Annotated in this window: 11 protein-coding genes and 1 pseudogene; 5 read left to right on the top strand and 7 right to left on the bottom strand. The window is 68.6% G+C overall.

Annotation, left to right across the window (positions count from 1 at the left end; all coding sequences use genetic code 11):
• The 3 genes and pseudogenes from QZV72_RS00055 to QZV72_RS00050 all read left to right on the top strand — a co-directional run.
• Window positions 1–475, top strand: a 475-nt coding sequence (locus QZV72_RS00055) for a transposase (protein ID WP_297003858.1), incomplete at its 5' end; no start/stop codon positions are given.
• 21 nt (window positions 476–496) lie between these two features.
• A pseudogene (locus QZV72_RS14850) lies at window positions 497–595 on the top strand (IS3 family transposase); the annotation flags it as partial.
• A 20-nt stretch (window positions 596–615) separates the two neighbouring features.
• Complete coding sequence (locus tag QZV72_RS00050) at window positions 616–876, top strand: DDE-type integrase/transposase/recombinase (RefSeq protein WP_367119075.1); 261 nt, start codon at window positions 616–618, stop codon at window positions 874–876.
• A gap of 100 nt (window positions 877–976) precedes the next feature.
• Here QZV72_RS00050 and QZV72_RS00045 read toward each other — a convergent pair whose 3' ends face one another.
• On the bottom strand, window positions 977–1,204 hold the full coding sequence (locus tag QZV72_RS00045; RefSeq protein WP_297003859.1) for a helix-turn-helix transcriptional regulator: 228 nt from the start codon (window positions 1,202–1,204) through the stop codon (window positions 977–979).
• Window positions 1,205–1,326: 122 nt separating this feature from the next.
• Between QZV72_RS00045 and QZV72_RS00040 the strand changes: the two genes are divergently transcribed.
• Together QZV72_RS00040 and QZV72_RS00035 are read left to right on the top strand one after the other, a co-directional pair.
• Window positions 1,327–1,578 (top strand): type II toxin-antitoxin system Phd/YefM family antitoxin, encoded by a 252-nt coding sequence (locus tag QZV72_RS00040; RefSeq protein WP_297003857.1) that lies wholly within the window; start codon window positions 1,327–1,329, stop codon window positions 1,576–1,578.
• Window positions 1,575–1,994 (top strand): type II toxin-antitoxin system VapC family toxin, encoded by a 420-nt coding sequence (locus tag QZV72_RS00035; RefSeq protein ID WP_297003856.1) that lies wholly within the window; start codon window positions 1,575–1,577, stop codon window positions 1,992–1,994. The genes QZV72_RS00040 and QZV72_RS00035 overlap by 4 nt, the downstream gene beginning before the upstream one ends.
• A gap of 154 nt (window positions 1,995–2,148) precedes the next feature.
• On the opposite strand, the gene QZV72_RS00030 is transcribed toward QZV72_RS00035, so the two are convergent.
• From QZV72_RS00030 to QZV72_RS00005, 6 genes are all read right to left on the bottom strand, one after another.
• Window positions 2,149–3,315: an urease accessory protein UreD gene (locus tag QZV72_RS00030; RefSeq protein WP_297003855.1), complete on the bottom strand. Its 1,167-nt coding sequence runs from the start codon at window positions 3,313–3,315 to the stop codon at window positions 2,149–2,151.
• Window positions 3,312–3,965: an urease accessory protein UreG gene (gene ureG / locus QZV72_RS00025; RefSeq protein WP_297003854.1), complete on the bottom strand. Its 654-nt coding sequence runs from the start codon at window positions 3,963–3,965 to the stop codon at window positions 3,312–3,314. The genes QZV72_RS00030 and ureG overlap by 4 nt, the downstream gene beginning before the upstream one ends.
• 31 nt (window positions 3,966–3,996) lie before the next feature.
• Window positions 3,997–4,785, bottom strand: a complete 789-nt coding sequence (locus tag QZV72_RS00020) for an urease accessory protein UreF (RefSeq protein WP_297003853.1) — start codon at window positions 4,783–4,785, stop codon at window positions 3,997–3,999.
• 8 nt (window positions 4,786–4,793) lie between these two features.
• Window positions 4,794–6,542 (bottom strand): urease subunit alpha, encoded by a 1,749-nt coding sequence (ureC, locus tag QZV72_RS00015; protein WP_297003852.1) that lies wholly within the window; start codon window positions 6,540–6,542, stop codon window positions 4,794–4,796.
• Window positions 6,542–6,958: an urease subunit beta gene (locus QZV72_RS00010; RefSeq protein WP_297003851.1), complete on the bottom strand. Its 417-nt coding sequence runs from the start codon at window positions 6,956–6,958 to the stop codon at window positions 6,542–6,544. The genes ureC and QZV72_RS00010 overlap by 1 nt, the downstream gene beginning before the upstream one ends.
• Window positions 6,959–6,960: 2 nt before the next feature.
• Window positions 6,961–7,611, bottom strand: a 651-nt coding sequence (locus tag QZV72_RS00005; protein WP_297003850.1) for a hypothetical protein, incomplete at its 5' end; no start/stop codon positions are given.

Here is a 7,611-nt window from a genome sequence, read left to right as displayed (position 1 = left end):
TGGTAGTTCGACGCCATGCCTGCACGCACAAGCAGACCCCGACACCGCCCGCGGCGCGGTCTCCCGCATCGCCGACGAACTCAACCTCTCCCGCGAAACCCTGCGGATCTGGGTCCGCGAACACAAGGAATCCGGCGCCGCCACCCCGACGGAGTCGGTGGACCTGGAAGCGGAAAACCGCAGGCTGCGTAAAGAACTCGCCGAATCACAGCGGGCCAACGAGATCCTGAGGAAGGCCTCGGCTTTCTTCGCGGCGGAGCTCGAGCTACCCACACAAGTAGTCGTCGATTTCATCGACGGCAACCGTGCTCGATACGGAGTCGAGCCGATCATCCGGGTCCTGGCAGACACACACGCCCGCATCGCCGTGAGCACCTACTACGCAGCCAGAAGCCGTCCTCCTTCCGCCCGGTCCGTTAGGGACAACCAGGTGGCTGCGGCCCTGCACCGCATCTACGCCGACAACTACTCTTGATACGGCGCGAGGAAATACGGCGCGAGGAAACTGTGGGCTGAGATCAACCGCGAAGGAGCTTTCGGCCACGTTGCCCGCTGCACCGTGGAACGGCTCATGGTCCGTGAGAGCATCCGCGGGCTCCGCCGACGGGTGAAGACATCACCTATATCCCGACTCGTGCTGGGTGGGTGTACGCCGCATTCGTCCTGGATGCGGCCACCCGCGAGATCGTCGGTTGGCAGGTCACCAACCACCTGCGGGCCTCGTTGGCCCGTGATGCCCTCGACATGGCCTTGTCCACCCGTCTTCGGGCGGGTCAGGACGTGTCCGGGCTGATCCACCACTCGGATCGCGGAGTGCAGTACCGAGCGGTTTCCTACGGGCAGTCGCTGGCGGACTCGAAGGTCGTCGCGGCCTGATCAACAGACAAACGACCCTCTACAAAACCGGGGCTTGACATGTACCGCATTACCACCGAATCCGCCACACGGCGAACATAGGTGTCTCCGTAGTTCATGGTCACTGCTCCTGTTCCTGTTCGTCACCGAAGATCTGTTCCACGGTGCGGCCCAGCTCACGGCAGATCGCCAGCGCGAGGTGCACCGACGGTGAGCAGTTCCCCTTCTCGACGTTCGCGATGGTCTGCCGGGAGACGCCGACGCGGGACGCCAGCTCCGCCTGGGAGAGCTCCTCCCAGCGCCGCCAGCGACGGACCATGTTGGTGGTCCCGTCCGCGCCGTCCGCCATCTTCACTGTACCGTTCACATGTCACAATGTACATGATCCTTTACATTCAGTCCATGATGCTGACCGTTCCACATCTTCTCCCCACGTTGTAGCATTGGTCCTACATCAAGGAGGTGGAAACCATGACCACGATGCCCTCCCGCACGTTCAACCAGGACGTCAGCTCAGCCAAAAGGTCGGCGGACGCCGAGCCCCTGATCATCACCGACCGGGGCCGCCCCGCCTACGTCCTCATGACCATCGACGATTACCGGGACCTCACCGGGGACACCGAAGATCTCCTCGCCCGTCTCAGCATGGGCGACGAGGATGCCGATGACATCGACTTCGACCCTGCCCCCGTCTCTCTCGGACTGAAGGTTCCGGAACTGTGAGATATCTGCTCGACACCAACGTGCTCAGAGAGATCCGGAAGTCCCCACGCCGGGCAGATCCCTCCGTCCGCCGCTGGATTGCCGCGCAGCGACCTGCAGATCTCTACATCAGCGTCATCACGGTGCTGGAACTCGAACTGGGTGTCCGGCGTATGGAACGCCGTGATCCGGTTCAGGGCCGTCGGCTCCGCCAGTGGCTCGACGATGATGTGATGGACGTCTTCACGTCCCGCACTCTCGAGGTCGATGTCGACACCGCCGTGAGAACCGCATCACTCCACATCCCGGATCCCGCACCGGAGAGGGACGCCCTGATCGCCGCGACCGCGCTGGTGCACGGGTTGACCGTGGCCACGCGCAACACCCGGGACTTCACTCCCACCGGGGTTCCACTGGTCAACCCCTGGAAGTACTGACCCCGGCCCTGTCGTCCCATGAGGGGAGTCGGCATCGTGGGATCAGAGGCTGGTTCCGGCCCTGCGACACCGACCTCAGGTCCCACGATGCCGGCGGCGTGGTGGCCGACACCCCGGTATGCCGACGGGGTGGTGTGCCGACAGGGTGACAGCCTCACATCCGGCGCAGGTCGACCGCAGGCCGACCGAGGACGCGACGCCGCGCCAGATCGTAGGCGGCATCCACCACCGCCCGGACCGCGACCGGGTCCTCCCCCGCCGCACGCACGGTGATCCCGGCATCCCCGACCATGGTGGACGCTGCAGCGGTGAGACCGGGGACCACTGTGCCGACGGGAGCTGAGCCGGATCCTGCGCGACCTGCCTCGGCGACCAGTCCTGCGAGCAGCGCACGCACCTCGACCAGCAGTTCCTTCACCGCAGCACCGCCCCACCCCACCGGCGGAACGATGAGCACCGTGCCCCACACCGGCCACCGCGACAGCAGCATCTCGGAACGCCCCTGCCCCGCCCCGATCACGCACAAGGTGTCCGAGAGCAGCGGACGCCCGGCACGCTCCACCCGCCAGCACTGACCGAGTGCATCGAAGAGGTCGCGTTCACCGCGGGCCAGGCGTCCGGTGAGGATCACGTCCGCGGTGAGCAGCGTCGCCGAATCAGCCAAGGACACCTCCGTGACCTGTAGTAACCGCGACCCGGCGAAGAGGGTGTTCTGCCCCGGCAGGTACTCGCACACCGCCTCCTCCCCCACGTCCAGGCTGATCCACTGGGTCGCACACCCCGCGTTCATCCGGTGCACCGGCGTGCCCGCCGGGGTGGTGACCGTGGCCCGGGCCCCGGCGGTCAGCCGGATCCGCTGCCGGATCCGGTCGTTCTGCGCCAGCCCACCACCGGTGGACCGGACGTAGATGAAGGCCTCTCCCGGATCACCGGAAGTGCCCGGATCACCGGGGGTGGCCGGGTCGCCCTGCCCACCGTTGTCGATGTACAGCGGTCGGGTGAACTGCATCGGCGCCTTGACGAACCGCGAGGTCACCCCGGTTTTCCGTACCGGTGACGCCGCATCCGCGCCCACTGTCAGGTCGAGGACGCCGACCTTGCCCGGGCGTCCGACCGGTTGCACACCGTCAGTGGGGACGCGGGCACCGTCGGTCCCGTCGGTGGTGGCGTCCGCGAGAAACCGTCGGAACTCCCACGGCACCGGCGGGGTCAGCGCCGCCGGGTCGAGGCGCGGATTAAGGCGCGGGTCGAGGCGGGAACCGGGGCGCGGATCAGGATGCACATCAGGGCGGGTGTCCTGCGGCAGGGCAGGCAGGCTCACGCCCGGTACCCCTCCAGCGCCGCCGCGAGCTCCGCGATACCGCGACCCGCCAGGCAGTCGGTGAGGACGACCGGCTTGCCGTCGCGCACGGCGATCGCGTCCGCGTTCATGATGTCGATGTCGCAGCGCACGTACTGCGCGATGTCGGTCTTGTTGATCACGAGAATGTCCGATTCGGTGATGCCCGGCCCCCGCTTCTTCGGCATCTTCTGTCCCTCCGCGGTGTCCAGGACGAAGACGAAGACGTCCACCAGCGCCGGGGAGAACGTGAGGGTGAGGTTGTCGCCGCCGGACTCGAAGAAGATCGTGTCGATCTCCGGGTGCTCGTCCACCAGGTCCGCGGCGGCCATGAGGTTCATCGTCGGGTCGTCGCGCACGGCGGTGTGCGGGCAGGACCCGGTCTCCACGCCGACGATCCGGTCGGGGTCGATGATGCCGTCTAGTTCACGGCGGACGTGGAGGGCGTCCTCCTGGGTGTAGATGTCGTTGGTGATGACGCCGACCTGGCGTCCTGCCTCGACGAAGAGCGGGACGAGCGCCTCGATCAGCGCGGTCTTGCCGGAGCCGACGGGGCCGCCGATGCCGATGCGCAGCGGGGAGCCGGAACCGGTGACGGGGTCGGGGGTCGGGGTGGTCTGGGGAGTGGTCATGGTGGTCCTTTCTACGGCAGGGACGGGTGGTCTAGCTCATGAACAGGCGGGCGGGGGCGGTCTCGTGGGCGGCGGAGGCGAGGTCGGAACCTGGACTGGCACGACCGAGGAGGCGCCAGACCGTGGGGTCGGCGGGCGCACCGGCACTACCGCGGGAGGACGCCAGCAGGTCGGACGCCACCGCCGTGCACTGCACCGCCAATTCGGCGACGACCGGGTGGGCGGCGGTGATGACGACCTGGGCGTCGATGTGGTCGCACTGGCGCAGGCGCAACGCCGCCCCGGCCCAGCCGACCGCGAGGCCGGTCAGCTCTGTGGCGACGGCCTCCGCGGCGGTCAGCCCGTGGGAGGCGTGGACCAGTCCGGCGACGACGGCCTGGTTCCCGGGGGTCTCCTTCGCCGCCACGGCGGAGGCGTAGGACGCCAGCGGTTGCGGTGGAACCTGCCCCAACCGGGCCTCGACGTCGGCGGTGACCTGCAGCATCTGGCGTCCGACGCGGGTGGACGCCCGGCGCAGCTCATGGGTGACCTTCGTCGCCGAGAGTTCGTGGTCGACGGTGACGAGGGTGTCCAGGGTGCCGAGGTCGGCGTTTGCGGCGACCAGCGCCGCGACCGCAGTCGCCACTCCGTCGCCGGGGGCGGCGGTGTGGCGCAGATGGTCGAGCAGGGCCTCACGCACCTGCGCCGCCCCACGCACCCGGTGCGCCTGCACCAGCCCCTCCAACCCGTGGGACAGGGTGTACCGGCCCGACGGGTACGCCGAATCGGCATAGGTCATGGCCTGCAGGAACGGGAGCAGGGACGGCGGGGCAGACGACATCGGCGGCCTCAGAACAGGAAGAACTTCTGGGCCAGCGGCAGGGACTGCGCCGGGGCGATCGTGGCGTGCACCCCGTCGACGGTGACCTCGTAGGTGTCCGGGTCGACGCGGATGTCGGCGACCCGGTCGTTGCGGACCATGTCCTTCTTGCCGATGTTGCGGGTGTTACGCACCGGCAGGACCGTCGAGGTCAGGCCCAGTTTCTCCGGGACGCCGGCCTCGATGCCCGCCTGGGACATGAAGGTCACCCGGGTGGCCTGCAGGGCGGTGCCGTAGTTGGCGAACATGTCGCGGTAGTACACCGGCTGCGGGGTGGCCAGCGAGGCGTTCGGGTCGCCCATCTCCGCGTAGGCGATGCGTCCGGCCCGCAGCACCAGCCGCGGCTTCGCACCGAAGGTCTCCACCGGCCAGAGCACCAGGTCAGCGACCTTGCCGGGTTCGATGCTGCCGATGTGATCACTGATGCCCTGGGCGATCGCCGGGTTGATCGTGATCTTCGCGACGTAGCGCAGGACGCGCTCGTTGTCGTCGCCGTGGCCGCGGTCCTCCTCGAGCTCGCCGAGCTCCACCTTGCAGTGGTGGGCGGTCTGGAAGGCCCGTTGCCAGGATTCACCGACGCGACCCATCGCCTGCGAATCGGAGCTGAAGATGCTGATCAGACCCAGGTCATGGAAGACGGTCTCCGCGGCGATGGTCTCGGCGCGCACCCGTGAGTCAGCGAAGGCGACGTCCTCGGGGATGTCGTGGGACAGGTGGTGGCAGACCATCACCATGTCCAGCAGCTCCTCCACGGAGTTCACCGTGTACGGCAGCGTCGGGTTGGTCGAGGCGGGCAGCACGTTCGGCATCCCGGAGACCCGGAGGATGTCCGGGGCGTGGCCGCCGCCGGCGCCCTCGGAGTGGAAGGTGTGGACAGTGCGTCCGCCGAAGGCCCGGGCGGTCGATTCGAAGAACCCACCCTCGTTGAGGGTGTCGGTGTGGATGGCGAGCTGCACGTCGTACCCGTCGCAGACGTCCATGGCGTTGCGGATGTTCGCCGGGGTGGCGCCCCAGTCCTCGTGGATCTTCAGGCCCGCGGCCCCGCCGACGATCTGCTCGGCCAGGGCCTCGGGCAGCGCACCGGAGCCCTTGCCGAGGAAGCCGGTGTTCACCGGCATGCCCTCGGCGGCACGCAACATGAACTGCACACCGTCCGGGCCCGGGGTGCACGTGGTGCCGAGGGTTCCCTCGGCAGGTCCGGTACCGCCGCCGAAGAAGGTGGTGATGCCGCCGGCGAGGCCGTGCTCGGCCTGCTGCGGGGTGATGTAGTGGATGTGGGAGTCCACGCCGCCGGCGGTGAGGACGCGGTGCTCCCCGGCGATGACCTCGGTACCCGGGCCGATGACCAGCTCAGGGTCCACACCGTCCTGGGTGTTCGGGTTTCCGGCCTTGCCGATCTTCACGATGCGTCCGTCGCGGATGCCCACGTCGCCCTTGACCACGCCTGCCACGGCGTCCAGCACGATGACGCCGGTGATGACGGTGTCCAGTGCGCGTGCACCTGTGCCGTCGGCACCGCCGGTGGAGGTGGCGGTGGGGTCCTGGGCCATGCCGTCGCGCACGGCCTTGCCGCCGCCGTAGACGGACTCGTCACCGTAGGCGTCCGCCAGGAAGTCGGTGGTGATCCGCACCGTGAGGTCGGTGTCCGCCAGGCGGACGGTGTCCCCGGTGGTGGGGCCGTAGATCTCCTGGTAGCGGTGTCGGTCGATCGAGCTCATCAGTTCAGCTCCTCACCGGTGACATCATTCAACGGGTCATTGCTGGCCAGGAAGGCGGGCAGCTTCTCCAACGCGGCGGCCTTCACCGCCGGATCATCCAGCGCCCCTTCGGTCAGGCCCGCGAAGCCGTGGAGGACGCGACGTCCACCGAAGTCCACCAGCTCGACCTCACGGGTGTCGCCGGGTTCGAACCGCACCGCCAGGCCGGAGGGGATGGACAGGTGCAGGCCCCAGGTGCTCTCCCGGTCGAAGGAGAGTGCGGCGTTGACCTCGAAGAAGTGGTAGTGGGAACCGACCTGGACGGCGCGGTCGCCGGTGTTGGACACCCGCAGCGTGGTGGTTCGGCGCCCCGGGTTGAGCTCAATGGTCATCCCGGCACCCGGTGCGGTGCCGTAGCCTGCGGCAGATCCGGACATGATTACTCCGTGTTCTTCTCGTGGTGGTGACTGTGACTGTGCGAATGACTGTGCGAGTGGCTGTGCGAGTGGGAATGCGAGTGCTCTTCGTCGCCGTGGGAGTGGGCGAACCCGGTGGCGTGATCGGCGAGCAGCCCGGCGGCGATACCGTCGTCGTGGTGGTCGCGGGCCAGGTGCAGCGCGGTGTGCGACGCCCGCTCCACCGCCGTGGCCAGGGCGGACGCCCGGAACAGCGGTTCAGCGCCGCCGGTGGACTCCCCCAGCGCGAGGTCCGCACGGATCTCGACGATCTCGCGGGCCCCGAGCAGCCGCAGCCGTTCGCGGGCCGTCTCCGGGCTCGGCCAGGAGCCTTCAAAGGCGACCTCGACCTCGAGGTCCTCGGAGAACTGGCGCGCCAGGCGCACCCGGCGCAGCAGTTCGGCGTCCGCGAAGGGGTCGACGGTCTTCGCGATGAGCAGGACGGCGTCCTGCCCCGGTACCGACCCGACGCCGCGCAGATGACGCCGCATCTCGGCGATCGCACGGGTGGCGTCCACCAGGGAGGGACCGAGGATGACCTGCGTGCCGGAGCGCTGCGCCCACTGCAGTGCCTGCGCGGCCTGGGTGACCGAGGTGAGGTCGCGGTCGGTGCCGGCGGGGATGACGACCAGCGG

It is taken from the genome of uncultured Corynebacterium sp. (genome assembly GCF_902782855.1).
Classification (GTDB): Bacteria; Actinomycetota; Actinomycetes; order Mycobacteriales; family Mycobacteriaceae; genus Corynebacterium.
Note: the sequence above shows the minus strand (reverse complement) of the source record. Positions and strands in the feature narration are given on the sequence as shown.